Source organism: Bacillus pretiosus (genome assembly GCF_051294775.1).
In the GTDB taxonomy this organism is placed as follows: domain Bacteria; phylum Bacillota; class Bacilli; order Bacillales; family Bacillaceae_G; genus Bacillus_A; species Bacillus_A wiedmannii.
The window spans coordinates 1-293 of sequence record NZ_JBPPHF010000343.1; the positions used below are offsets into that span (position 1 = coordinate 1).

1 protein-coding gene is annotated in these 293 nt (G+C 34.5%); it reads left to right on the forward strand.

Going from position 1 to position 293, the window contains the following annotated elements; translation table 11 throughout:
* Positions 1 to 293 (forward strand): hypothetical protein (locus tag ACSG5Z_RS31170; protein WP_435712888.1); only part of this gene is annotated, 293 nt, incomplete at both ends.

A 293-nucleotide genomic window follows, 5' to 3' on the forward strand; every position in this document is an offset into this window, starting at 1 on the left:
CAATTATGCAGTTAAAATCAGATGGGATATTAAAGAAATACCTCAATATACTTTTGATAGTGAAGAGGAAATTCTATCTGCAATAGAAGAGGCAATGAAATCCAGAGAAGGCATGGGAAGTAAAACTAAACCATACAAGACTTTAACAGCTGTTATTAGGAAACTTCGTGCAACCTATGATGAAGGAAAAAATCCGGTATCTTTCTCCTATAACCTAGATGGAAGTAGTACAAACGGTGAAAGAGTAGTATTGAATAACCGATTTGAAATGCAACAGATGCTAAATACACTAG